Consider the following 25,785-nt stretch of genomic DNA (forward strand, 5'->3'; position numbering starts at 1 on the left):
CTCACACCATGTCCCACGTGACCCAAGCGTCGCGCGGGATCTCGACGCGTGTGGTACGACCGACGAGATGGTCGCGCAGATGGACCGGAATGCCGTGGCCGGGGCGCTTGACCACCAACATGTCCGCGGTCAGCCTGGTTCCGGCCGGAATGTCGTCGCGCGCATGAAGACTGCGGCGCCCCTTTTCGGCCATCTCCATTTCCTCGGGACGCGGTCCGGTCTTCGCGCCGTCGCCGATCGCCGATTCGATCTCGCGGATCCGACGCATCATCTCGGCGAACTCGTGCGGCTCCATGGCGAAGGCGTGATCGGGGCCCGGCAGGGTGCGATCGAGGGTGAAGTGCTTCTCGATCATACAGGCGCCCCGCGCCACGGCGGCGCAGGAGACGGTGTCGCCCATCGTATGGTCGGAGTAGCCGGTCAGCACGCCGAAGGCATGGCGGATCGTCGCCATCGCTTCCAGATTGGAGAGATGCACCGGCGCGGGATAGAGCGAGGTGCACTGGAGGACCACGAGCTGGTCGTTGCCCTCGGAGCGCGAGGCCTCGATGCCGCGATGAATGTCCATCCAATCGGCGAGGCCGGTCGACAGGATCACGGGTACCCCGGATCGAGCGATGAGGCGGATGAGGTCGGTATCCGGCAGATCGAAGGAGGCGACCTTGTGAGCCGGCGCGCCGAGTGCCACGAGTTGGGCGACGGCTTCGGCGTCGCAGGGTGAAGAGAAGAACTGGACGTTCTGCGCCTCGGCATGGGCCTGAAGCGGCGCCTGCCAGGTGCGATCGAGCTCGAGCGAGCGAATCAACGAATGAATGTCGCGTTCGGCCAGGTAGCTCGCCGATTCGGCGTGTTTGGAGACGTGCGCCTCCGCCTTGAAGGTCTGGAACTTGACCGCGTCGGCACCAGCCTGCGCCGCGGCGTCGATCATCCGCCGGGCGAGGTCGAAGTCCTGATTGTGGTTGGAGCCGATCTCCGCGATGACGTAGCAGGGAGCGCCGTCACCGACGGGCCGCCCGCCGATCGTGATCTGCTGTCCGAAGTGCTTCGACATGAGTCCTCGTCTGCCCCTGGCGAGCCACCACTCATTGGACGCCGATGTTGTTGAACCAGTTGCGCCGAAGAGTGTGGCGCTGGCGCGGCACGAACATCGGCCGCTCGTCCGTACGCGCGAAATCGGCGATCGGATCGTAGCCGGTCGCGATCACCAGACAAAAGGTGGTGGAGACGCGCGGGTTGATCTCGAAGGGATAGGCGACGCCGTCGCGCAGCATCAGCTGCACATTGTAGATGCCCGGTGTCGGATAGGCGGCATGGAACCGTTTCACGTAGTCGATCACCACGGGATCCGGGTCGATTTCGGCGGCGATGGTGATCCCCCGCTTGATCAGGACCTTGACGGGAGCGACCGCGCGCAGAACACCCGCGGCGTCGACCGCCACGAAAACCGTGAATTCCTGCCCGACGATCCGCTCCTGCGCGATCACGTTCTCGGCGGCGAAGCCGTTCAAGGTGAGATAGGCCGGGATGTGGTCGGCAGTGGCCAGGACCGCTACGCCGCGCGACCCGCGCCCAGAGCGCGGCTTGGCGACGAAAGGCGCGGAGAGGCTCGTCGCCGCACTCAACGGAACCGTTTGCGGCGCGGTCAAGCCGGCGCGGTGCAGCAAATCCATCGATACCCGTTTGTCGAGATGTGCGGCGACGAAGTCGGCCGGCGGACCGAGAACGAGGCATGGCGCAAAGGCGTCGCGAGCCTCCGCCAATGGCGACAACTCCTCGTCGACGCCCGGCACCAGAACGTCGATATCGAGCCGGCGGACCGTCTCGATCATGGTCGGAACGAAAGACGGGTCCCGCGCGAAGGGAATTGCCACCCGCGCGGATTCGGGAATCGAAGCATCGATTGCGCCGACATCGGCGTCGGCGAAGTAGAGATCGTAACGGTCCGCCCACAGGCGCCGGATGGCTTCCGCCGCCGCGCCGCCTCCGCCCGTGAACATCACCTTCTTCCGATCCATGAACCCGAACCCCCGGAAAAACATCAACTGGCGTGTCGATCTCGCGGCGATTTGAACCATAAAACCCGCCTCATTGCCACCGCCGATATTCGGAGAAACCCGCCGTCGCGGCACGACCGCCACACCCGAACGAGAAACCGACGTGGCGATCTCACGCGGTTTCGTCTCGCGCGCCCCCTGTGCTATGGAGTTCGCGGCCTGTGCCGTGCAAGGGACCCGGCTGGTTAACTCGAAGTAAACGAGTTCGCCGGCTAGTGGTTTAGAGACGCTCAAGATTCGAGACCGACGCTTCATGTCTTACAAAGCGATTCTGACGACCCTCTGCGTAGCACTCGCCGGCTGCTCCAATCTTCCTTCGTCCGGTCCGACCGCTGTCCAGATCACCACAGCAGCGGAGCAGGAGGACACGTCCGGTTATGAAGTGATCGATGTCGACGCCCAAGTCGTGGACGTCCTAGGCAAGGTGCACGCGCTCGGTCTCGCCGGCCATCTGAGCAATTCCGCTCCTGGTGCAGCGCAAAAGATCGGCATCGGCGACACTATCGTCGTCTCTCTCTTCGAAGCGGCGTCGGGTGGACTGTTTTCGGCAGCGCCGACGGCGGGTGGAACCAGTGGCGGCGCCAAACAATTGGTCCTGCCGCCTCAGGTCGTCGACCGGGATGGCCGCATCGACGTGCCCTATGCCGGGCGAATCATGGCACGTGGTCGTACGCCCTCCGGCGTGTCGCGCGCCATCGAAGCCGCGCTCGAGGGCAAGGCGATCCAACCTCAGGCGATCGTCACTCTGCAGAACAGCGCTTCGCAGTCCGTCACCGTGGTCGGCGACGTGACCGGCGGCGGTCGCGTGCCGCTCAATCTCAAGGGGGATCGCCTGCTCGAGGTCATCGCCCAGGCCGGCGGCGTCAAATCGCCGCCGCACGAGACCTTCGTCCGAGTGACCCGTGGTTCGGGCTCCGGCGTCGTGCGCATGGCGACGCTTCTGAGCAATCCGAGCGAGAACATCTTCCTCTACCCGAACGACACGGTCTACGTCTATCGCGAGCCGCAGAGCTTCACCGCGTTGGGCGCCGTGAGTGCCCAATCCTCGGTCACGATCGATCGCGAGAATCTCAGCCTCTCCGATGCGGTCGGCAAGGCCGGCGGCCTCATCGACGCCACGGCCGACACCGCCGCCGTCTTCCTGTTCCGTTGGGAGCGAGCTTCGATCGTCCGCAGCCTGCGACCCCAGTCGCATCTCCTCAACGGCAACGAGCCGGTTCCCGTGGTCTATCGAATCAGCTTCGCAGATGCCCGTGGCTTCCTTCAGGCGAACCGCATGACGGTGCGCAATCGCGACATTCTCTATGTCGCCAACGCGCCGGTCGTTCAGTTCACCAAGTTCGTCCAGGTGTTGCGCGGCGTCGCTTCGACGGCTCGTTCGATCCAGGCGGTGGACCCGAACTACTGATACGACGTCTCGAGCCGAAGTCGATCGAACGGCCTCGGCGGTCGTTCCGGTGACGCCCGATCGCGACCGAGCATCGGCCGAGCCTCACGACCTCGCTTCAGGGGGTGGATACTTGAAATTTCCGGGCGCAAAGCTCCTTTCGTCGTCGTGGCGCCTCATCCTCAGCGAGTGGAAGTTCCGGACGCGCGCTCTCGACGATTCGATTCGCGCGCATCGCTTCTTTTCGATACCGCGACGTGACGAATTCAAACTGCCCCCCAAAGGGACGTCGGTCTATTGCGTGTTCGGTGCGACCGGCCCCGTCCTGAATGCCGTCGGTGGTTTTTTCCGTGGCGAGCCCCTGATCTTCGTCAGGGCGACCCGCCGCGGCAGCTTCACCTACGAAACTCTGCGGCTGATCGCAGCCGCCGGCCCCGGTATCCGCCCGATCTTCGCAACCCGCGATGCCTACGAGCAGGTCGCGCTCCGATCACCGAAACTCGCCTCACTCGGCCGCGTGGCGATCTTGTCGCCCCTGTCGCTCGTCACGGTTCCGAAGGGCATCGAAGCCCTCTGGTTGTTGCCGACCGTGGCGGAGCGGACCGTCGACCCCCTCGACGTCGACGCGGCCGCGCTCGCCGACCTCTTCGGCATCTCCCCGGACGTGATACAGACCCCACATCCGCCCGAGGTGGTCTTCGTCGGATCGTCCCACATCGGTGTGCAGGCGAGCCACGACGAGATGATCGCGCGATCCAGGTTGAAGGCTCTGGGTCGGGAGGGCAGCGAACAGGTCGAACATCGCACCATGACCAGCCCCTTCGCTCTCGACGCGATGACGCGAGCGCGCCGCGAAGGGGCCTTGACCTACGATGACCTGACGCATCGCCGGAACGCGGGGCCGACCGTCGTCGCCTGTGACGAAGCGGTCGCTTCGGCGCTGACCCTGGCCGGCTTTCAGGTTCTTCTGGCTTCCCCCGCAACTGCGGACGACGCGCTCGCCGAGCCCGAACGGATCACACGAGAGCGTGCCGTGGAGATCTTGATTCGCTCTTTGGCCGACACTCGTTTCGTCGTGTCGGCGTCACGCCGTCGCTTGTCCTGGACCGCCGTTCAGGCACGTCTCGATCTCCGGGAGATGCGGCCGACGGCCCGCTCGCCGATCGAGACCGGCCTTCGCGACCTCGACCTGATCGACGATGTCGAGGTCGGCGTACTGGCGCGGGACATGGCCCAGTCGTCGGGCCTCGGAGAGAGTGCTGCCCATATATTGCGTCGCGTCGTCCGGCAGGAAGCGTCCGAGTCGATGCCGCGCCTCCTGCGTCGCGCCGATCTGGTCGACGACGTGCTCGATCTCGCCGCCGCCTGCCTACCGCCGACCGACCAACCTGCGGCCTTGCGGCTTCGGGCGCGGATCGACGGTGACGTCGAGGCCGCGATCTACGATCTCAATCGTCTGATCCAGGTTCACGGCGCCTCACAGGCCCTGCTGGATCAGATCGGCACTGTCTTCGCCGACCTGTCCGAGGTGGTGGTGGGCTTGGCCGGTCGCTTCACCAGCGCGGGCGAATACCGTGTCGCCCTCGCTCTGGTGGCGCCGGCGGCCGAGCGCCCCGGGGCCTCCCCCGAGGTACTGCGCCCGACCGTCGACACGCTTCTCAAGCTCGGCCTCTCCGACCGCGCCATGGTCTTCGCGGAGAAGCTCGCCACGTTCGATCCGACCGACGGAGCGGTCATCGACGCCCTCATGGAGAGCGACGACACTCCGCCCCCCTCGTCGACGCAGAGCGACGAGCGTCCGTTGCAGCTTCTCCTGGTCGATGCGCGTCGCGCCCTCGCTCGAGGCGAAAGTGACACCGCCGAACATCTCCTTCGTCGGCTCATGGCCGAGAGCAATCCGGCTCTCGCGATCGCCGCATCCGAGGATCTGACCGACATTCTGTTGGTCCAAGAACGCGACGAAGAGGCGGTGGAGATCGCCACGCGCGCCGTCGACAAAGCTGCCGGGCGCCTCCGCGACGCCGCCGCCGTGGCTCTGTCGGAGGTGCAGCTCTTCGCGGGTTTCAACGATGCCGCTCTGAAGACGCTGCGCCTGGCACAAAGCTCCGGCAGCACGCAGGCCGGCACCCGCCTGCGGGCGTTGCTCGTCCGCTCGGGACGGCTCGAGGAAGAAATCGCCGAGTTCGAGAAGATCCACGCGCAGGCCCCGACCCTCAACCACCTCGGCCACCTGATGCAGCTCCTGTCCCTTGCCGACAGGATGGACGACATGCGCGCAGTGGCCGACGAAGCGCGTCGACAGGGGCGCAACCATCCCGCCGACATCGCCTTCCTCGAGGGTACGATTCTGGTCGGCAAGATGATGTGGCACGAGGCATCGGAGCGCCTCGCCCCGTTCTTCGACTCGTCCTCCCGCGGCCAGCGCATCGCCATGCTGGTGGGACGCGCCGCCCTCGGCGCCGGCGATGCGGCCCGCGCCCAAATCGCCTTCCACATGGCGGCTCAGGCCCCCGGCACCCGCACGCTCGCGCAGACCGAACTGGCACGCCTGGCCGAAACCGCGGGCGATTGGGCCGAGGCGGCACGGCTCTATTCCGGCATTCTGGCGCAGCGCCCCCTCTCGGTGGTCAACGGCATGCGTTGGGCGACGGCCGTGCGACGCTCGGGCACTCTGCCCGACCTGAAGATCTCGCTCGAGGCCCAAGCGGAGGCCTCGCTCGAAGCCCGAGTCGCCTTCTGGCTGTCGCTTCTGGCCGGTGAAGAAGGTCGTCTCGACGGAGTGATTCACTGGGCACGACGGGCCTTCGCTCTCGAACCGCTCAACACCGATCTCGCGCGCTATCTGAACGACGCCCTCATCCTCGACGGCGACGTTCCCGGCGCCGTGAAGGTGGTGGACGACATCGCCGCCGGCATTCGTCCGATCGGGCTGCGGGTCATCGAAGTCGCCGACATGTATCGCTCGATCGGCGAGATGGACAAGGCTCGGGACTTCGCGCGGCGTGCCGTGCAGTCGGCTCCCCGTAATCCGGGTGTTCTCCAGATCGCCGCTCGCATTCACTCGGAGGTCGAGGATTTCGAGGAAGCCCGCCGTCTGGTCCATCTCGGCCTGAAGATCGATCCGGCCCGCATGGGTGGCTACATCCTCGGCGCGCGCATCGCACGCCGCCTCGAGGACATGGAGGAGGCGGACCGTCTCGACGCCGCGGCCGCACGGATCTGGCCCGACCGTTCGGCCGCCCTGTCGTCGCGAGTCGAACGCGCCATCTCTCGACGAGACACCACATCGGCCGATCACTATGTCCACCGCGTCATGCAGGGCGCGCGGATCCACGGCGAGAAGCTGCCGATGCGTCTGCTGTGGTCGGTCGCCGCCCTCTATGCGGAGAAGGGAGACTTCCCCCGCTTCCTCGAACTCGCTCGCGAGGTTCTCGGGGCGATCGACGCGGTGTTTCCCAGCGATCTCCCTATGTGGCACGGCGAGCCGTCGAGCGGCGAAACGATGATGGTCATCGCGCGCGGCGGACCCGGCGACGAGGTACGGCTCTACGGGTCAATTCTGCGGCGGGTCGGCGAAGATCTCGGCCATCTCGTCCATGTGGGCGATCCCCGCCTCGAGAGCATTTTCCGCCGCAACTTCCCTTCGGCCGACTTCATCGGCAATCCCTGGTCCGGTCGCCGGCTTCATCGTCGCCGAGACCAGATCCCCGACGCGCTTCGCCGTGGGTTCGCGCCCGGCTCTCTGGAGGCGGCGCGCCGCTTTTCGGTGTTCGTGCCGCGCAAGGAGCTGGCCCGCGTGCGATGGATCGCCACCGCCGATTCCCTGATCACGACCCTGCTTCATCCTCACTTCGGCGATGCGGCGCCCGCCGGCGATCCGCGCCCGTTGATCGCCGACCCCGAACGGCTCGCCGAGGTTCGCGCGCTCCTGGCGGGGCTGCCGAAGGGACCGAAGATCGGCATCTCCTGGCGCGCCAGTTACGTCAGCGCCAATCGCTTTTCCGGTGCCTTCTTCGACGTCGAGGAAATGGCGGATCTGTTGGCAGTCGAGGGCGCCGTCTACATCGATCTCCATCCCAACGTCATCGACGAGGAGTTCGAACGCGCGCAGGAATTGGCCGGCGGCCGGTTCGTGCGTCCGCCCTTCGATCTCTACAACGACTTCGAGGCGATCGCGGCGCTGGCGGTGGAACTGGACGCCGTGATCGTGCCGGGCGTGACTCAGCGCGACGTCGCCGGGGCGTTCCGGACGGCCGACATCTGGTCGTTCAATCTGGCCAAGGAATACAGCGAGCGTTGGCGCATCACCCGAGACGAGCGCGATCGCTTCCAACCCGCCATTCTGCATCACGACACCACGCGATACGGTGACCGCGCGGCCATTGCCGCCGCCCTGAAGGCCAGAGTCGAACAATTGGTGAGGGGGCGATGAAGATCCTCATTCGTGCCGACGCCTCGTCGGCGATCGGCACCGGCCATGTCTACCGTTGCTCGTCCTTGGCCGAAGAACTCGTTCGGGCCGGCCATCAGGTCACTTTCGTCTGCCGTGCTCAACCGGGTCACTTGGTCGACCTGCTACGCTCTCGCGGCCACGACGTTCATGCACTCCGACCGACCGACGACGGCCGCGCGACCGGCGACCGAGATGCCATGGAGACCGCCGCCGTCGCGTCTGGTCCCTTCGATTGGTGCATCGTCGATCACTACGGTCTCGATGCCTCCTTCGAACGAGCGATCCGAATCGTCGCCCGCCACGTCCTGGTGATCGACGATCTCGCCGACCGTCCCCACGATTGCGACGTGCTGGTCGATGCGAGCCACGGTGCCGAGGACGCCTCCGTCTACGACGGTCTCGTCCCGGCGCGAACCCGTCGACTGGTCGGCCAAGACTACGTGCTGTTGCGCGCCGCGTTTCGCGCGATGGCGCCCGCTCCTGCACTCGATGACGTACGCAGACTGCTGGTTTCCTTCGGTGGCAACGATCCACCGGGTATGACGCTCCGCGCCGTCGGCGTCTTGAAGGATCCGGTCTTCGCGAGTCTTCATATCGACGTCACTTCGAGCATCGCCAATCCTCGGCTCGAAACTCTGCGGCAGGCGATGCACGGCCACGACCGCTTCCACTTCCACGTCGACACACCCGACTTCCATCGACTGCTGCGCGACTGTGACCTGTGTCTGGGCGCCGGCGGCACCACGACTTGGGAGCGCTTCTATCTCGGCAAGCCGTCGTTGGTGATCACGCTCGCCGACAATCAATTCGCCTTCTCGGATCGGCTCGCCCGAGCGCAGTTGATCCGCCTCGTCGGCTACGCGCCCGAACTCGACGACGAAGATCTGGCACGCGCCTTGATCGAGACCATCGCCGATCGAGAATGGCGGCGCAGCGCCGCCTTGTCAGGCATGGCGTTGATCGACGGCGGCGGGGTCTCACGGGTTGCGTCGGCCCTGGAGCTTCACTAGGTTGAGCGCGCAAATCGACCCTTCCGTAAAAGCTGCCAGGATCGGCTAGTCGTTCTCAGTTCTATCGAAGCACGGCGCAGGGCCGTGCACAGAGGGCACTCATCATGCAGCAACTAGAACTGATCGATATTTCGCTCGATCACGCAGAGCTTGTTCTGAAGTGGAGAAACGATCCTGCCGTTGCCGAGTTTCTCTATTCGGATCACGCGATCGCCATGGACGAGCACGTCCGCTGGATCGAGCGGGTCATAGTAGCCGACGATCGCCGTTACTGGATCATCAATTTCGACGGCGTACCGATGGGCGTTGCCGGTATCTACGACAAGAGCGATCACAATCGCCGCTGCTCATGGATGTTCTATCTCGCCAATCCCGCCGCGCGCGGCAAAGGTATTGGAAGTCTCGTCGAGTATTACGTCATAGAATATGTATTTCGAGGTCTCGGTTATCAGAAACTGTCTTGCGAGGTACTCGAATTCAACGACAACGTGACACGTCTTCACTTGCGGCATGGGTTCAAACAGGAGTGCTTGCTGAGGCGCCACATCTATAAGAACAACGAGTGGCACAACGTCGTCGGCCTCGCTCTCCTCGACGACGAGTGGCAAGCCGTGCGCCCGGAGATCATTTCCCGGATGCACGCCAAGGGCCTGACGCCGCCGATCGTACCGGGGCTCGATCTCGCGCCCTCCCAAAGCGACTGATTTCCGAGACGGGAAGCCTCCACTGCCTTCGGTAAGACAGATGAGCATGATGGAATCAGAGCTGCAACTCGCCCTTCCTATGGAGCGGATCGTCACCCTGCTGGCGCGTCAGTTGGGTAATCTGTTCGAATTCCATTCATCGGAAAGAGGTGCGTTGGAAGAGGCCATCGAATCCAGCGTGCCGTCCATGGCCGATTGCTTCCGCGCATGCCGAAACAAATACTACTCACGCGATGGATCTGCGTACTTCAACCCGTTTCACTCCGGGCAATACGTCATATTTCTCTATTTCGTGTCCCATCATCTGTCCCTTCACGGACACACATCCCTTGCCGACCGGGTATACTACCTCAACAAGGCGCTCAACGGACTCGACATCTTTCACGGGGTCGAGATGCCCTGGGCGTTCTTCTTGGACCACCCCGTCGGCGCGGTCATCGGACGTGCCGAGATCGGCGCGGGCTTCACCTTCTGCCAAAACTGCACGGTCGGCAGCAGCCGTGGGGTCTTCCCGGTCATCGAGCGCGAGGTGACCCTCTTCGCCGGTGCCATGGTCATTGGACGCAGCCGCATCGGCAGATGCACCGTGATCGGAGCTGGAACACAGGTCGTCGACCGGGACATCCCTCCCTACTCCGTGGTAAATGGAAGCCGTGACGATCTCGTCGTTCGAACGATTTCTCCTGAGAGTTTCGAGAAACGCTCCTTCTTCCACACCTCAGTTTTAGACGCGCACGAATAGGGTACGCTCATTCGGCGAAACCCATTACGATCTCAATCCAATCCAGAAAGACGATGGACCCCGCCATGGCGTACGACTCGTTTCTTCATATCGTCATGTGCACGGACTCTCTGAGTTTCCCTCGCCCGTGGCACGCGGCGAAAGAGACGGAATCACCCGAGTATTTTTTCAGATTCCGTTCGACCTACCCCTACCTGCTTCAGACCAAACTGAAGAACGCCTTCACCTCGTCCGAAGTGCAGGTCACCAATCTGGGTCAACGGGCCTCGACCATCCATCTGGCACACCTCAAACGACTCGACCTCGTCTCTTGGTTCGAGCCCAGTGTCTGTATTTTGCACCACGGTATCGTCGATTGTTGGCTGCGCCGAACCGAAGCCAATCTACAGCGCTGCGATGTCACACAATTCGAACAATACCTCGTCGAAATTCTCGACGCTCGTGACAAACAGGCGGTGAAGCCCCCGATGATCGTCATCGGCATCATGCCGACCACCAAGGCCATGCTCGAAAAAGAGCCTGATCAGAATCTCGAGGTCACGAAGTACAACGACTGCATGAGGCGCGTCTTGGATGGTCGCGGAATTTTCCTCGACGTGGAGAAGATGTTCGGCGCGATGAACGAGGAGATCCTTCATCTCGACGGACACCATTTGTCGCGGCTCGGTCACAAGCTGTATGCCGACGAACTCTTCAACATCCTGCAGAAGGTTTTGAAATGAGATTTGAGACAATCATCATATGGAGCTGCGGCTCCAACGCCGTAGCGCTCGCCTCGAATATGAAGGGGCACCTCGACGGGACCGCAAGCGAAACGGCCTCGACAGAACTTTGCGGATCCCGCCCCTGAGGCGACGAACATCCGTTCGACAGAACGTGACTTCAGAGTCGGTAACCGGCGTCTGCCGAGCGGCCGCTCCATCCAAGAGGCCGCTGCCCTCGGCCGAAGAGACCGAGACGCCGGCCCGATCGTCCGTGGCCAGTTCCAGTTCCACCGCCGAGTGGACGGACGGGTTGAAATCCGAATGATCCCGAAGGAGACGCTCGGATCGAGTATTCGATGATCGTGGCACGATGTCGCATATGCGCCGAAGAAGAATATCCTGCGCCTCCGGTGACTGCGGACGTCATTCGCAACAACGATCTCATCGGCGAAACGCCATATACAATCAATAGGGGTATATTCATACAAATAAATTTTAACGAGTATTCACGACGTGGCGCGGGGGGAAGCGAAGCCAAGAGCGACGGTCCATTCATCGAGTTGCACGCCAAGGTCGACTATGTCGACCCAGGATTCTACCGAAGGTCGGTATTCTCGCGCCACCAGATGCCCTCCCCCAAGAGCCGACCGGACGAATCGAAGAATCACGACGTCATCAGTGCGTCGAAGGCTCATCGCGCATGAGCCTCTTGCGCGGCATGCTCGACGGGCCGATCAGTTGCGCCGCACCGCACTTCGCGCCGTTCACGTCGACCCGAGCCGCTCAGGTGGCCGACGCAGTGGGGATTTATCCCGGTGAGGACTCATCGCAACATCAACGCTTTTTTAACGCAAGGAGAGCCATGCAGCCGAGGCATCGTGCCTTGATCTTCCAACGCGCAGAGAGTACAGCAAGCTGCATCACGGTGCGTCTTGAAGTGTCGATCGACACCTTCTCAAAATCTTGCTGCATGTTGGCCACAGTCGATAGCAGCAGGGTTGAACGCCAATATCAGATTCCGGGGGTCGGTAGATGGATAAATTAGACGCACGGGATTCCTATCTCGTCACCGGGGGAACGGGATCTTTTGGAAAGCAGTTCATTGCTGAACTGCTTCGGTTGAGATCCGTGAAGAGAATCGTCGTCTTTTCTCGTGACGAACAGAAACATTTTGTGTTGCAGCAGGAATGGGCCGGCGAAGATCGGCTCGAGTTCTTCCCCGGTGACGTTCGGGATCTTCGTCGACTCAAGGACGCGATGAGCGGCTGCAACATCGTCATCCATGCGGCGGCGATGAAGCACGTTCCGATCGCCGAATTCCATCCCGACGAATGCGTTCGAACCAACATCGGCGGCGCCTCCAACGTGATCGAAGCCTCGCGAGAGCTGGGTGTCCAGCGTGTGATCGCGTTGTCGACCGACAAGGCGGCGAAGCCGATCAATCTCTACGGCGCGACCAAGCTCGCTTCGGACAAGATGTTCGTCGCAGCCAATACCTTCATGGACAACTCACCGCGCTTCTCCGTGGTGCGCTACGGAAACGTCGTCGGCTCCATGGGCTCGGTGGTTCCCTTCTTCAACCGCCTGATCGCCGACGGGGCGACTTCTCTCCCGATCACCGATGAGCGGATGACGCGTTTCTGGATCACCCTTCGCGAAGGCGTGCACTTCGTCTTCCGCAATCTCGCCCGTATGCACGGTGGCGAAATCTTCGTTCCGAAGATCCCGTCGGTGCGCATGGTCGACCTCGCCAAGGCGATGGCGCCCCACTTGCCGATCAATCACATCGGCATTCGTCCGGGTGAAAAGTTGCATGAAGTCATGGTTCCGGAGGAAGACGGTCACCTGACGCTCGAGTTCGACGATCACTACGTGATCCGTCCGACCATCTCCTATGGCAACCGGACGCCCGATTACTCGGTCAACGCACTGGGCCAGAGAGCCTGGGAAGCGAAGGTGGACTTCGAGTATCGTTCCGATACCAACGACATCTTCCTCGGGGCGGAGGAAATCCTCGCGTACAATCGCGTAGCCTGTCTCGATCCGCGCGCGGACATCACGCCGGAACTCGAAGCGCCGGCACGTGTCGTTCAGGCGTTGTCCGCATGATTCCCTACGGCCGACAGGACATCACACAGGAAGATCGCGACGCGGTCCTCGCCGTGCTCGACTCGGATTTTCTGACCCAGGGGCCGGCGCTGCCGGCTTTCGAGGCGGCGGTCCGAGAGGTGACGGGCGCGGCACACGCCTTCGCGGTCAACAGTGCCACTTCCGCGCTGCACATCGCCTATCTTGCGCTCGATCTCGGCCCCGGTGATGTTCTGTGGACGTCGCCGAACACCTTTCTCGCGACCAGCAACGCGGCCTTGTTCTGCGGCGCATCGGTCGATTTCGTCGACATCGACCCCGACACGCTCAATCTGTCGGTCGAGGCCTTGGCGAAGAAACTCGCCGAGACCCGTGCCGCGGGCGGGCGTCTGCCCAAGATCGTCGTGCCGGTCCATTTCGGCGGCGAGCCCTGCGATATGGCCGCCATCGCCGCGCTGGCTCGCGAGTATGGATTCGCAGTGGTCGAGGACGCCTCCCACGCGATCGGCGCCTCCTACGGAAACCACCGTGTGGGTGCCTGCGCGCACTCCGACATGACGGTGTTCAGCTTCCACCCGGTGAAGATCGTCACCACCGGCGAAGGCGGCGCCGTCACCACGAATCGGGCCGATCTCGCCGATCGCCTCGGCCTGCTCCGGTCTCATGGCATGACCCGCGACGAGCGCTTGATGCGCGGTCGCAGCGCCGGCGGCTGGTACTACGAGCAGGTCACGCTCGGCTTCAATTACCGCATGACCGACATCCAGGCGGCGCTCGGCACCAGTCAGATGAAGCGTCTCGACGACTACATCGCCGGTCGCGAAACGCGCGCGCTCCTCTACGACGAAGCCTTCGCCGGAACCGATATCGGCACCCAACGTCGTTCTGCGGACGCTCGTTCGGCCTTGCACCTCTATGTGCTGCGGTGGCCGAAGGATGCGGCCCTGTCGCGTCGCGAGGCCTACGATCGGATGCGGGCCGCCGACATCGGCGTCAACCTCCACTACATTCCGGTCTATCTGCAGCCCTATTACGCCGATCTCGGCTTCCGACCCGGCCTCTGCCCTGCGGCGGAAGCCTATCATGACCAGGCGATCACCATTCCGCTGCATCCTCGCCTGACCCGCAATGACCAAGACTACGTCATCGAGACCGTGCGGAAGCTTGCGAAGTCGAACAGCTGAAAGGCGAAGACATGGCCGAAGCGCCCCTGCTGATCTACGAAGTCGCGAATTTTCACGGTGGTGACGTCGAACAGATCTTCCGGGTGATCGACGCTCTCGCGCCCCTGTCCTATCCACGTCGCGCGATCAAGTTTCATCCGATCTCTGCCGACGCCTTGGCCACGCCGGACTTCTCGGCCTACGAGCTCTATCGGCAGCTGGGCTTCGACGCGGTGACTTGGGAACGCGTGATCGACACCGCTCACGAACGGATCGGCGCGGTCTGGCTCGAAATGGCCGACGCCAATTGTGCGGCCGTCTTCGCGGCCAACAAGGCCCGCATCGCGGGTGTCAAATTCCAGGCCTCGATGGTCGACAACCGCGAGGTTCTCGCCGCCTTCACCGAGGCGCAGGGCGCCACCCCGGTCGACGTCATGGTCAACGTCTCGGGTTATGAGCTGACCGATCTCGAGGTCGTCGTCGATCGCATTCTGGCGGTGCCTCATCGCACGCTCACGCTGCAGATCGGCTTCCAAGGCTATCCGACCGAGCTTTCCGATACGCTGTTCAACAAGATCGCCGTCATCCGTGCCCGCTTTCCCGATCTGCGTCTGGCGTTTGCCGACCACATCGCAGGCGAACTCGACATGGCGAAGCGGGTGCCGCTCCTGGCGGCCGCGTTGGGCTGCCATATCGTCGAAAAGCACGTTTGTCTCGATCGCGCCAGCACCCGCTACGACGGCTGGTCGGCTCTGGAGCCGGCCGAGATCGCTGCTCTCCAGATCGAGTTGGCCAGCCTGCCGCTGTTGTTCGGCGAACGGTTCGTCGCGCCGGCCGAGCGAGAGTATCTGCGCAAGAGCCTCGTCAAGCCGTTGGTGGCACACACACTCGCGCGCGGTCGTTTCGTCTCCGTCGGCGACGTGATCTTCCGCCGTTCGCCGCAGGACGGTCTGACATACTCCGCTCTCACGACCGCTCAGATCCACGACCGCATGATCGCCGCCCGGGATATCCCGGCGGGCAGCGCTCTGCCACCGGATGCATTCCGGAAGGCGCGCGTCGCCTGCATCGTCGCCTGCCGGATGAAGTCTTCCCGCCTGCCCAAGAAGGCGTTGCTGCCGATTGCCGGCATGCCTTCGGTCGAGCGCTGCCTCGAGGGTGTGTTGCGCACCAGAGGGCTCGATCTCGTCTGCCTGGCGACCTCGACCCACGAAGACGATGCGGTCCTGGGCGAGTACACTCTCGGTGGACGCGCGTTGTTCCATCGAGGCGACCCGGACGACGTGCTTCGGCGTTATCTCGACGTCTGCGAGGCGCACGACATCGACGTGATCTGTCGGGTCACCGCCGATTGTCCGACCCCCTCGGCCGAGGTCATCGAATACCTGCTGCAGCGGCACTTCGAGACGGGCGCCGACTTCACTCGGTCGCGTCGCGAGGCTGTCGGAACCGGCGCTCACATCATCAACGTCGAGGCGATGAAGCGTGTGCTCGCGCTCAAGGGCCGAGCGGAATACTCGGAGTACATGAACCTCTATTTCGAGAACAATCCGGAGCATTTTCGCATCTCGATCGTCGATTTGCCCGACGCTCTGATCCGGGACCACCGCCTGACGCTGGACTATCCGGAAGATCTCGCGATGTATGAAGCATTGTTCGCCGAACTGGCACGACGCGACCGCGAGGCCGACATCCGTGCGATCTTCGAGGTGCTCGACGAGTGCCCCGAAATTGCCGGAATAAACGGGGACATTGCTCCCAAGTACAAGGCCGATCCCGCTCTGATCGAACTCTTGGGGCGAGTGACCCGGATCGACACAGCGCCCGGCGATCGCCGCGCCTGACGAGAGGGGCGAGTGACCCGGATCGACACGGCGCCCGGCGATCGCCGCGCCTGACGAGAGGGGCGCGAGCCCAGAGCGATCTCTGCGCCCCCCCTGCGAAGCCGATTGGCCGGCGAGAGGGACGGGTCGTTTCGAACGTCGATCCGGGTTGCGCCCGGGCGATGACTTGAGATTGGTCGCCAACCCGACGGGCCATGGATGTCTGACAACTCTCTCATCGGTAAAGCTCTCGTCGGCGTTTCATCACGCTTCCTTCGCCCGGCCACACCGACCGGGAGATCGCTGGAGACACAGACCGAGTCCGGTTCGCTGCAGGTCGCGACGCCCTATCGACGCGCTCCGAGGATCGATGCCTATCGGCGAATGCGCCGTTTCGTCACCTACGGACTGTTCCTGCTCGTCGTCGTGCTACCGACGGTGGCGATGATCGTTTACACGACCGCCTATGCGTCTTATCGCTATTCTTCCGAAGTCCAATTCTCGATTCGTGGATGGGATGCGCCGGCGACGGATTCCATCGGCGGTGCCCTGGGCAGCACCAACGCTTCCGGCGCGTCGGCGCTGGTCATGGCGAACTCCTACATCGTGAGCGAGTTTCTGCGCAGCCGCGATGCAATTCTGGCCATCCGGCCGACGATCGACCCGTTGAAGGTCTATTCGTCGCCAAACATCGATTATTTCGCTCGCTACACCGGCCCGGCGTCGATTGATGCCTTCCTGCCCTATTGGCGCTCTCACCTTCACAGCAGCTTCGATCCACTGACCGGCATCGTCACGGTAATGGTCGAAGCGATGACGCCGACCGATACCCTCAAAATCGCCAAGGGACTGCAGGCGGCATCGGAACGGCTCGTCAATCAGCTCTCGTCGAAAGCGCGCGACGAAGCACAGTCGCGCGCGAACGAAGACGTGGAACGGCAAGTGTCGCGACTGCGCGACGCCCGCGCCGCACTGCAGGCCTTCCGCAACGCCAATCACGTCGTCGATCCCGCCAAGGAGATCGATGGTCTGATGTCCAGCCTGAAGGAGATGAAGAACGATCGCGCCAAGGCCCAGGCCGAGATCGACTCTCAGAAGGTGATGATGTCGACGTCCGCTCCGTCGCTCGTTGCTGCGCGGACGCGCCTGCAGGCACTCGACGAGCAGATCCGACAGGCCGAGGAGCGTCTCGCCTCCGTCAATGCGCAGGCCGGATCGCTGGCGAACGTCCTCTCTCGCTATCAGGAACTGGAAATTCAGCAGCAGATCGCCGAGAAGGCCTATACGAATGCGCTCGAGGCCTTCGAGCGTGCCCGCCGGGACGCGGAACGCAAACAGATCTATCTGGCGACTTTCGTCGAACCGAGCCTTCCCGAAACGCCGGTGTTCCCGACCCCCGTCAAGAACGTCTTGATCACTCTCGGCGTCGGGCTGTGCCTCTACATGATGCTGCTGGTCATTTCCCATTCGCTGATCGATCGCATGCGCGCCTCCTGAGCCGCGTGATCATTCGGGCGCGATCCAATCGAGGAATTTCCGGGCTTCTTGGAGCGACTCGAACATTTCGAGTTGGCCCTGATGAAGCACGCAGCCGACGTCGCAGAAGCGGGTGAGAACGGTCCAGTTGGACCCGGTCGCGATCAGCCCCGAGCGATCGCGCAATTCCATCAGGCGGTCGAAGCACTTCGCGCGAAACGTCGCATTCCCGACGCCGATCGCCTCGTCGACAAGGTGGAAATCGAAATCCAGATTGAACGATATGCCGTAACAGAGCTTGGAACGTTGCACCGGATTCTGATCTCGCAACGGCTTGTCGGCCTTGGGCGCCAGCTCTGCGAAATGGAAGACCTCGTCGATGAACTCGTCGACGTCGCGACCGAACAGACGCGCCATGAAGGCGACGTTCTCCGCCCCACTCAATTCGTTGCTCAGCCAGCCGCTGTAACCGATCGGATAGGACACGGTCGCATTCCGCTCGATACGGCCGTAGTCGGGCCCCATGGCACCACAAAGCAGCCGGATCAGCGTCGTCTTGCCTTCGCCCGGCCGTGCCAGAACACCGTAGGAAACGCCCGGGACGAACTCCGCGGTAACATGATCGAGGACGACTCTCGCCTTCTTGCCACGCCCCAAGGCCTTTCGCAGATCGACGAAGGTGATCATGACGACCGGAACCGCTCCATGGCCGTATGCTGGATGACTGCGGCGATCGCGATCATGACCAGGGATACCGTCAACGGAATCGCCAGATTCAACATGAGGCTGTCGTATCCATAGTAGACGCCGCTGCGCCCGAACTCGATCACGTGCAGGAGTGGATTCCAATAGACGACGTCGCGAATGAACGGCGGCAAGTGATCGGGGACGAAGAAGATGCCGCAGCTGAAATACATACAGCGGTTGATCAGGTTCGCAGCTTTCGGCCAGAACGGTATGAAAGCAACCAGAAAGCCACTGAGGACGCCCCAGCTCATGCCGAGGAAGATGAACATCAAAACAGCTTCGAAGACTACGACGTAATTGGCGATTGAAACGCGATCACCGAGCATATAAATGACGATCGCAACGATGATGATGTTACATATCCACAAAATGAGTTCGATGATGATGCGACTGAGGATCATGTCGACGAAGGTGACGCGGGCGAAATTGAAGAGCGTCGACATATTCATCGAAATCGAAATACGGAAGAAGATGCGCTGCCAGAGAAAGTAGGGAACGAGACCCGTGGCGAAAAAAAGCGCGAAGCTGTCACCCGTATGAGGCCGGCGAGGCGCGAGGCCGACCAGCATGAGGTAGAACAGCATATGCATCGTGGGCTCGAACAACGTCCAAAGCGCCTCGGCCGGAGAATGACCGATTCTCGATCCCCAGTCGCGGATGGTCAGGGCCAAAAGAGCATTTCCGGATTTCATGGGGACCGTTCCGAAGGACCTTCGTGTGGAAGCGAGCGCACGGCGACCACTGTCAGAGAAAGATCAATCTGCGTGAATATAGGCGAAAATGCGAGGCCTCGCCATGGGTGGCCCCTGTCGGAAGGAATCGCTCCCACGAGGCGTAAACCGCGCAGGCGAAGCCGTCCGATCGACGGAGTTCGCTCCCGGTTGGGGGCGCACCGCAGGCCGATTCGTCGATCGATCGCCGATGTCTCTCGAAACCGGCCTGGAATGACGAGCCGCACACCAGGCGTGTACGGCGAGAGTTCACCGGAGAATGAGCGCGATGCGCCGACGACCTGTTCGGCGCGGCGAAGCCGGAAACCCCGAGGGAGATACGCTCCGCAAAAATCTCCACGAGTGGCCGGCAATCAGGGCGGAAGCGCCAACCGCGATAGTGAGTAGGCTCGGCCACAATTGGGGTTGCGTCGGACGCTCCTCGGCGACAGCGACTGTCGTTCAGCCCAAAGCTCGTTCCAAATCAACGGCATTATGCACGACGAGCAGCCTCCGAGTCGAGAAGACGATCGAGTTACAGATCCCACCGCCGCGAGTCCGGCAGGGAGGACATCTCGAGTTCGAAACTCTCGATCCCTCCCCGAGCCATATCCCGTTCCGAGAATCGTGAGGGGGCAGCTTAAGGCCAGCGACTCGGTAGAGTGTCGCCTTCCTCATGTCGAAAGCGACACTGGCTCACCGCGTCCACATTCCGAGGGTGGAACGAGAGGCAGAGATCGCCGTCGCCGCCACCGCTTCCATGAGCAATTGCCAAGCACCGGTTACGGTGCGTCCCTTCGAAGTGCTCTGGTGTTTGGACGATCCGCCGAACGAGCCGCGCCGGTGGCAGGCCGGCCTGGGGCCATCACCGAGGAACGGCTGCATTCTTCGGCGGATAGAAGAGGAGCTGGAGGTAACGGCCGTCGTGATCGTTCGCCCCGACGCGTTGGCGAGCCGCATTTCGCAACTCCAGAACTACGTCCGAGAAGAACCAGACCTCGATTCCCAGCTCTTCACAGGCACTGCGACACACGTCGGAGCAGCTGCGCGTCACCAGGATGCGCGTGAGGTGCGACGGAGAAAAGGCGAGCATGAGCAGCGCCTTTTCCCGCACGGAGCCGAAAAACCGCGTCTGAAGCCAAGCCTTCATGTCGGCATCGTTGTCGATCTCCAACGGTGCTCGACCGAGCTCGACCTCCAAATGATAGCGCTGCATGTCGGCAGGATTGACCGCCACGAGCGACACGTCGCTGCCCGTCGCAACACTCAAGTCCGGCCCGTTCAGCCACTTCTTTTCGAGCCGCAAATAATCTGCAACGATACGCGTAGCAGCGTCCATCTCTCGCCTCTCGCTTCGTGCCCGACAGGACGTCAAAGGCGAAATTTCTTTAGCATATTGCTACAGTATTTCAACCTAACTGACGCGATCCCCGTCTTTGGACGACTCGGCTAGAAAATTCTGGTAACTGCTGGTCTGCACGCTGTGAGCCCTGGGTCGCCGGCCATGCCGACGGGCAATCTCTTCCGCCTCGCCAAGGACCCCGGCTGCGTCGATCTGGTGGACTGGCGACACGCCATGCCGATGGTCCTCCTCCTCGACGCCGGCCCTGCCCGTAGAAGGCCTATCGTAGCGGTTCGACATCGAACACCCAAGCCAATCGACGTTGCAACAAATTGATTTTATTTGAATAAGTGAGGCTTCGATCGCGGCGGTTCACCCGTGATAGAAACCTCCGGTCCGATCCAAACTCGCCCCTCCTCATGCCCTCGCCTTTTCGCGCTTACGGTTGCCGATCAGGGCCATCAGCATCGGGCCGAGGCTGAACTGCCCCTCCTCCGCTTTGCGGGTCAGGCTGCGCAGGTAGCCGCCGGCCGAGGCGATCATCGCGTGGCGCTGCAGGATCGCCGCGACGACGACCGCCGCCTGGACCTCGCCCAGGATCCCCCTCGCCTCCTCCCAGGCGCTCGGCGAAATCCCGAGCATCGGCCGCACCACGGCGGCGGTGGCCAGGAAGTCGCGCCAGTTCGAGATGTCGTCTCGCGCATAGTCGACGATGTCCGGACAGGCCTGGAGCACCATCCCCAAGGGGAAGGCTCCATCCGTGAGCCTCGACGCTCGTGGCTCGATCTCCGCCCTCTCAACCCTCACTTCTCGGAAGCGAGGTTCAAGTTCAGTGGAGATGTGTGGGTTTGAATTCTGTATGTGGCGCTCGATTTGGGACTCATCGCTGCTCGTAATCACGTCTTTTTCGTGCGTTTCCAACAACATGAACACGTCGTCGGCGAGGGTGGAGAGATCGTCGGCGATCGCCTCCAGTTCGGCCTGCCCGGCTCGGCGCGGAATGGCGTCGACGATCGAGCGGAAATGGGCGTGGATCTCGCTCCAGTCGGCCGGCCCCCTGCCCTCTCGGCGCGTCGGAATGCCCTCCTCGATGCCGGTCGCGATCATCTTGGCGATGTCGCGGCGGCACAGCGTGATGCGCTCGCGCGCCAGCCGCAGTGCCCGTTCGGCGGCTCGGACCTCCTCCGCCAGCGCCTCGATCTCGGCGGCGCGCGCCACCAGCGGCGTCAGATCGAAGCCGAAGGCCTGATCGATCTCGCCCCCCTCCCCTTTGCGGGCGTAGCGCTTGCCGTTGGGGCTGTCGCGGCGGACAACGAGGCCTGCGTCGACGAGGCCAGCAATGTGCCGGCGCAGCGTCGCCGGCGCCATGCCGTGGGCCCGGAGCGCCAGCTGTCGGTTCGACGGCCACACCACGAGCTTGTCACCCGACAGCGTCGTCTCCGGATGGAAGCTCAAGAGCGCGTCGAGCACCGCCAACGCCCGCTCGGAGACCCCAAGCCTGGCTTTGGCAGTGCAGATCGAACGGAAGACCTCCCACTTGTGGACGACCTTCTCGGGGGCTCGCGCCTCCGCCTTGGACTGCGCCGCCACATGAGCAAGCGTCAATGATCGCGCGCCAAATGGCGTGCGGGACTGATAGGACTGCATGAATCTCTGCCTTCGTTCAGGCAAAGAAAATCCGCCCGCCGTCAACGACGCATCGTGTCCACCTCGGGACTTGACTGCGAATCAGGGAAATGCGATTCTCAAACTCGCCAAAGATCGAGAAGGGGCTTCCGAGATCCGTTTCGGGGGCCTTTTTTCTTTGCTGGTTCAGTGGTTGAGGTATAAGCCCCAGTTCATTTCTCTTGGCTCCTTTCCTCGGCATACGCCTGATAAAGCTCAGGCAGTCTCCGCATCAGATAATCGGCGAAAGCATCATCGTGCGCTCGCTCAAGCTGAATGCGGCAGTGTTTGGGGGAACGCGTGAGCTTCCCGATCTCTCGTCCGTCGACGCTTCTCGCGATTACCCCATCGTCCGAAGACGGTTTCGCTTCACCACTGGGCAGCCTCATTGCGGCTGCGAATGCCATGGTGAACCGTTCATCAGTCTCCTTGGTCCTGACCTGCTCCGAGTGAAAAAGCTCTCGAACGCGCTCGATTGCGCCCGGCTCTTGGAGCCGTTCGATGAACGATTGCCAGCGGCCACGCCCGATCTTGGGGGCGCGTCCAATTGCTGAGATAATCTCTGCTGGCACACCCTTCCCTACCGCAATCAATTTGGAGGCTTCCGCTCTATCAATCGACAGCGCGGACTGCACGACAGAACGTTGGAATCCACCGTCTTCCAGCCGCAAGGCAAAAACCGCACGCTCGATGAAACTCAGATCTTCACGTGCCGAATTCTCAATCCCCTGTGCGATGACCAACTCTTCGTCGGACAGAGATCGAACATAGGCCTTGACGGGCCGGCGGAGCTCGCGCAGTGCCCGAACGCGACGATGCCCGTAAGCACTCTGGTATCGCCCCGCTGCTGTCGGGTGTTCCCGAACCAGAATAGGGATCTCCTGCCCTCTTTCGGCAATCGACGACTTCAGAGCCTCGAAAGACACTGAGGCTGGCTCCGTAAAGCGATCGGCGAACGGGGAGGGGTCGACCAGGGCCGCGTCGATATCGATCGCGACAGCCCCGCTTGCAACTCTGTCACGAAGCTCTTGGTAGTCCCGCTCAACTCCTGAAAATGTGTCCTTCAGGGACTTCACTGCCCCTGAGGTCACGCGTGGGATCGCAGCATTGTTGTCCGCAGACAACGCTTCGTCCGGTTGGGACGAAAACATCGAGCGAATGGACTGGGTTCGCTTGCTCAAAATGCACCTCCGCGGGCCGGACGTGATGCGCGTTGCTGATGAGAGAGACGCCCCCACTCGCCGACGAAGTGGGATCGCGCCAGATGAATGTTGTCAGCAGACAACAGCATCCATCGGACCGCTCTTGCACTCATCAAACGGCGAGAAAGTGTGCCGTTGTCATCTGACACCGGCGCTGCGAGAAAGAGGGCGGGTGCTTCGATCATTTTTGACGCCCCCACACTGAAAAGATCATATCCATGATCTCCTCGTTGACGGCATTGATCGATTCCATGGCTCGATCGTAAACAGACCGCCCAACAGAGCCTCGCGTCAGTTCGTAGAGCGACTGCTTCGTCAGGCCCGCATTCGCAATCGCGGTCGACTTCCACGCGGACGCCGCCAACACGTCGGCGTCGAACACATCACGCATCAATGCCACGATCTCTTGTTCCGGGACGTCTCGAGGATCGTGTCTCGTGACGAGAAAGCGCAAGAAGTCATAATCCAAACTTCCGCCAGCCTCTTCAATCACCGAAATGAGGTCCGAGGTCATGAGTAGGAACTGGCTCATCGATGCAACATCGACCATCTGTGGGTGGACGGTGACGATCATCCCCGTTGCCGCATTGAGCGCACCCATGGTCAAAAAACCAAGTTGCGGCGGGCAGTCGATGACGACCACATCGAAGTCGTCGTCGACCTCAGCGATCGCACGCGCGACGCGCCGGAAAAAGAGTTCGTCGGGTCGGTTCCGGCTCTCCATCATGTAGCGAGGTGTCTGGTGTTCGAACTCCATGAGCTCGAGATTGCCCGGCACGATGCTGATGCCCGTAAAATAGGTCGGGCGCACGACCTCCTTCATCGCAACGCGCTCACCGTCGTAACGGATGGCACCGTAAAGCGTCGCGTTTTCCGCGATATCGAATTCGGGCTGGAGACCAAACATCGCGGACAAAGATGCTTGAGGGTCCAGATCGATCGCCAAAACGCGAAGGCCACTCAACGCCAAACCCTGAGCAAGGTAGAGTGACGTCGTGGTCTTCGCGGAACCGCCCTTGAAATTGGCGACGGTAATGACCTGAAGTTTGTCGCCCTCACGCCGCCGACGCCAGAATCTCACTGCATCCTTGGGGCGCGCTGTCGCAAGATAACGACGCAGATCCACAACCTGCTCAAGTGTGTAAGAGCGCCGCCCGCTCGGACCCAGCTCAGGAACCGGACCAAGGCCATCGAGTGACAACTGGCGTAGATATCCGTCCGAGATGCCCACGATTTCCGCCACTTCCCCGGACGAGAACGACCGAAGCGATTTTTGAGCAGTCGGCGGAAATACCCGCTCACCGACCGCTCGAAGACGGCGCGACAACGCATCTGCACGACGCGTAATCCGAGCTGATGTCGTCTCATGGGGGTCGGGAATGGCTTGGTTCATCGACATTCGCTTTCAGACGCTTTTAGAACGTAAGACGCACTCTTTCCGTCTCGATACATAAGCCATGATTCCCTCCGCGCAGCAACGAGAATAGGGTTAACGAGTCCTTAACGGATCGCGGATCTAGACGCTCTCCAATCCCAAGACCACAGCGAGTTCCGTTACTTGCAGCATCTGCCTCCTCCCATCGCGCTGAAGGAATAGTCAGTCGACCTCCTGCAATGGACCAAACGCCCACAAAAACTGCTATCCATCGCCCCGAGCGCTCTGCCCCCTGCAGCCCACCTCGTCCCGAACCATCGCCGCCGCGAGCCCACGGCCCCATGCCCGACACCCCGCCCCGCATCACAGACGCCGACCGCGCCGTCGCGGCCCGCCTCCGGCACCATCGCCAAGCACGCGGGCTCACTCAGAGGGGCCTTGCAGCGCTCACGGGCGATACCGAGCGGGCCATCTCGTTTTACGAGCGCGCGACGACACGGGTCTCGGCGCGCAAGCTGATCGACCTCGCCCGGGCGCTGGAGATCCCGATCGCATGGCTCTGCGCAGACGTCGACGAGGAGGCATACGTCATCCTCGACCCGGCAATCGATGACGAGGAGGCAGCCCTTCGGCGCTTCCTCGAAACCCGCGAGGGGTGGGAGCTCAACCGAGCCTTCAACCGCATCGCCAGCTCGAGCAAGCGAGCGCTGATCCTCCAACTGGTGAAAGGCCTCGCCGTCGAACAGGATGATTGAGCAATCCTCGGCGGTCATGGGTTGCCTCCCTGCCGCGGGGGTCGTTCACCTCTCTGCCGCGACAGCAACTGCCGCCGCTTCGACATTTCGGAGCCTGCCCCCTCGATCGCTCTCCCTGTCGCGCCTGCAACGGCGGCGGTCCGCGTCGGCAGCCAACCGCCGAACCCGGACGCGACGTGAGCCGCACCGTCACGTCGGTGAACGAGGTGCGTGTCGACCCAACTCATGACGAGTTCCGGCACCTGGCCGATGAAGGCCGAACTGAAGGTGAGGAGCGTGAAGAGAAGCCCCGAGTAGACGACGAGACCGCCGAGTCCGACGATGATGGTGCCTGGGCCGTCCGGTGCGAGCGCCGCCAGCGCCCCGCGAAAGAACAGATTAGCTA

At 62.4% G+C, this 25,785-nt stretch carries 19 protein-coding genes and 1 pseudogene; 11 read left to right on the forward strand and 9 right to left on the reverse strand.

The annotated features are described in order from the left end of the window. Position 1: 1 nt before the first annotated feature. Together J3S89_RS13485 and J3S89_RS13490 are read right to left on the reverse strand one after the other, a co-directional pair. The gene (locus tag J3S89_RS13485) at positions 2-1,051 is read right to left on the reverse strand and encodes an N-acetylneuraminate synthase family protein (protein WP_217928113.1); all 1,050 of its coding nucleotides are present in this window, start codon (positions 1,049-1,051) and stop codon (positions 2-4) included. A 31-nt stretch (positions 1,052-1,082) separates the two neighbouring features. Continuing rightward, entirely contained in the window at positions 1,083-2,015 is a 933-nt protein-coding gene (locus J3S89_RS13490) for an ATP-grasp domain-containing protein (protein ID WP_217928114.1), read from the reverse strand. A 292-nt stretch (positions 2,016-2,307) separates the two neighbouring features. Between J3S89_RS13490 and J3S89_RS13495 the strand changes: the two genes are divergently transcribed. From J3S89_RS13495 to J3S89_RS13540, 10 genes are all read left to right on the forward strand, one after another. Then, positions 2,308-3,462, forward strand: a complete 1,155-nt coding sequence (locus J3S89_RS13495) for a polysaccharide biosynthesis/export family protein (RefSeq protein WP_217928115.1) — start codon at positions 2,308-2,310, stop codon at positions 3,460-3,462. A gap of 280 nt (positions 3,463-3,742) precedes the next feature. Next, positions 3,743-7,873, forward strand: a complete 4,131-nt coding sequence (locus J3S89_RS13500) for a tetratricopeptide repeat protein (protein ID WP_217928116.1) — start codon at positions 3,743-3,745, stop codon at positions 7,871-7,873. Continuing rightward, on the forward strand, positions 7,870-8,904 hold the full coding sequence (pseG, locus tag J3S89_RS13505) for a UDP-2,4-diacetamido-2,4,6-trideoxy-beta-L-altropyranose hydrolase (protein ID WP_217928117.1): 1,035 nt from the start codon (positions 7,870-7,872) through the stop codon (positions 8,902-8,904). The genes J3S89_RS13500 and pseG overlap by 4 nt, the downstream gene beginning before the upstream one ends. A gap of 104 nt (positions 8,905-9,008) precedes the next feature. Further along, positions 9,009-9,608 carry a UDP-4-amino-4,6-dideoxy-N-acetyl-beta-L-altrosamine N-acetyltransferase gene (gene pseH / locus J3S89_RS13510; protein WP_217928118.1) on the forward strand — a complete coding sequence of 200 codons (600 nt, stop codon included), beginning with the start codon at positions 9,009-9,011 and terminating at the stop codon, positions 9,606-9,608. A 40-nt stretch (positions 9,609-9,648) separates the two neighbouring features. Next, positions 9,649-10,350, forward strand: a complete 702-nt coding sequence (locus J3S89_RS13515; RefSeq protein WP_217928119.1) for a serine O-acetyltransferase — start codon at positions 9,649-9,651, stop codon at positions 10,348-10,350. Between the two features lie 65 nt (positions 10,351-10,415). After that, a complete protein-coding gene (locus J3S89_RS13520) occupies positions 10,416-11,072 on the forward strand; it encodes an SGNH/GDSL hydrolase family protein (RefSeq protein ID WP_217928120.1) in 657 nt (218 codons plus the stop codon). 1,014 nt (positions 11,073-12,086) lie between these two features. Then, positions 12,087-13,163, forward strand: a complete 1,077-nt coding sequence (gene pseB, locus J3S89_RS13525; RefSeq protein WP_217928121.1) for a UDP-N-acetylglucosamine 4,6-dehydratase (inverting) — start codon at positions 12,087-12,089, stop codon at positions 13,161-13,163. Then, positions 13,160-14,326, forward strand: a complete 1,167-nt coding sequence (pseC, locus tag J3S89_RS13530; RefSeq protein WP_217928122.1) for a UDP-4-amino-4,6-dideoxy-N-acetyl-beta-L-altrosamine transaminase — start codon at positions 13,160-13,162, stop codon at positions 14,324-14,326. Before pseB ends, pseC begins: the two co-directional genes overlap by 4 nt. A gap of 11 nt (positions 14,327-14,337) precedes the next feature. Further along, on the forward strand, positions 14,338-16,149 hold the full coding sequence (locus J3S89_RS13535) for a cytidylyltransferase domain-containing protein (RefSeq protein ID WP_217928123.1): 1,812 nt from the start codon (positions 14,338-14,340) through the stop codon (positions 16,147-16,149). 198 nt (positions 16,150-16,347) lie between these two features. Beyond that, positions 16,348-17,625 carry a KpsE/RkpR family capsule polysaccharide export protein gene (locus J3S89_RS13540; protein WP_217928125.1) on the forward strand — a complete coding sequence of 426 codons (1,278 nt, stop codon included), beginning with the start codon at positions 16,348-16,350 and terminating at the stop codon, positions 17,623-17,625. 9 nt (positions 17,626-17,634) lie between these two features. Here the strand turns inward: J3S89_RS13540 and J3S89_RS13545 are convergent, their stop codons facing one another. From J3S89_RS13545 to repA, 6 genes are all read right to left on the reverse strand, one after another. Further along, positions 17,635-18,291, reverse strand: a complete 657-nt coding sequence (locus J3S89_RS13545; RefSeq protein ID WP_217928126.1) for an ABC transporter ATP-binding protein — start codon at positions 18,289-18,291, stop codon at positions 17,635-17,637. Then, positions 18,288-19,043 carry an ABC transporter permease gene (locus J3S89_RS13550; RefSeq protein WP_217928127.1) on the reverse strand — a complete coding sequence of 252 codons (756 nt, stop codon included), beginning with the start codon at positions 19,041-19,043 and terminating at the stop codon, positions 18,288-18,290. The genes J3S89_RS13545 and J3S89_RS13550 overlap by 4 nt, the downstream gene beginning before the upstream one ends. Before the next feature lie 883 nt (positions 19,044-19,926). Beyond that, complete coding sequence (locus tag J3S89_RS13555) at positions 19,927-20,400, reverse strand: hypothetical protein (protein WP_217928128.1); 474 nt, start codon at positions 20,398-20,400, stop codon at positions 19,927-19,929. Between the two features lie 420 nt (positions 20,401-20,820). After that, complete coding sequence (repC, locus tag J3S89_RS13560) at positions 20,821-22,050, reverse strand: plasmid replication protein RepC (protein ID WP_217928129.1); 1,230 nt, start codon at positions 22,048-22,050, stop codon at positions 20,821-20,823. A gap of 191 nt (positions 22,051-22,241) precedes the next feature. Further along, positions 22,242-23,249, reverse strand: coding sequence for a plasmid partitioning protein RepB (gene repB / locus J3S89_RS13565; RefSeq protein WP_217928130.1), 1,008 nt, complete (start codon positions 23,247-23,249; stop codon positions 22,242-22,244). Between the two features lie 202 nt (positions 23,250-23,451). Then, positions 23,452-24,663 carry a plasmid partitioning protein RepA gene (repA, locus tag J3S89_RS13570; RefSeq protein ID WP_238483854.1) on the reverse strand — a complete coding sequence of 404 codons (1,212 nt, stop codon included), beginning with the start codon at positions 24,661-24,663 and terminating at the stop codon, positions 23,452-23,454. Positions 24,664-24,986: 323 nt separating this feature from the next. Between repA and J3S89_RS13575 the strand changes: the two genes are divergently transcribed. Then, positions 24,987-25,400 carry a helix-turn-helix domain-containing protein gene (locus J3S89_RS13575; protein ID WP_217928134.1) on the forward strand — a complete coding sequence of 138 codons (414 nt, stop codon included), beginning with the start codon at positions 24,987-24,989 and terminating at the stop codon, positions 25,398-25,400. Positions 25,401-25,414: 14 nt separating this feature from the next. On the opposite strand, the pseudogene J3S89_RS13580 reads toward J3S89_RS13575, so the two are convergent. Continuing rightward, positions 25,415-25,785 (reverse strand): annotated as a pseudogene (locus J3S89_RS13580) (hypothetical protein); the annotation flags it as partial.

Origin of the sequence: Pinisolibacter aquiterrae, from assembly GCF_019160155.1 — a bacterium.
GTDB classification, from domain to species: Bacteria; Pseudomonadota; Alphaproteobacteria; order Rhizobiales; family Ancalomicrobiaceae; genus Pinisolibacter; species Pinisolibacter aquiterrae.